1 protein-coding gene is annotated in these 577 nt (G+C 61.2%); it reads left to right on the forward strand.

Features of this window, described 5'->3' with window-relative positions:
* The coding region (locus AC1DU6_RS35100; RefSeq protein WP_477863175.1) for a hypothetical protein at positions 1-455 on the forward strand (455 nt) is incomplete at its 5' end.
* Positions 456-577 lie beyond the last annotated feature (122 nt).

A 577-nucleotide genomic window follows, 5' to 3' on the forward strand; every position in this document is an offset into this window, starting at 1 on the left:
GCGTAATTGAGACGGCACGACGGATGAGACGGCATTTGGGGATATCTTTGAGACGGGCAGCAGCGGTGCTGTTGCCGCTGTGGCTTGCAGCATGCGGAGGAGGCGGCGCCGGTGGCATCAGCTTCACGGATGATCAGGGCGTTGCCGCGCAGCCATTCCCGACCAATTATCGCGTCGATCTGCTGGCGTTCTTCAAGACCTATCTGAACAATCCGGTCGGCGTTCGTGACGCCATGATGGCGGAGCCGGTGCAACGCACCGTGGGCGGACGGCTGCGCTATGTCAGCTGCGTGCGCTACACGGCGAAGGATTTCGACGGCCGCTACACAGCGCCGCAGGAGCGGGCGGTATCCTATGTCGACAAGCGCCTCGATCGCATTGTCGAGAATGTCACCGAAGCCTGTGCCGGCGCCACTTACGCGCCGTTCCCCGAAATGGAAAAGATGACGCGTTAGTGTGTTGCTGGCAGCTCTTTAGATCTGCTGTCGGTGCTTGATGCGAGCACTCAATGCCGGCGTTGTCGCCCTCAACCGACCGCAACGTCGCCACAAGATTGCCGCAGCCCAACGTGGGTATC

Source organism: Roseateles sp. P5_B10 (genome assembly GCF_056400485.1).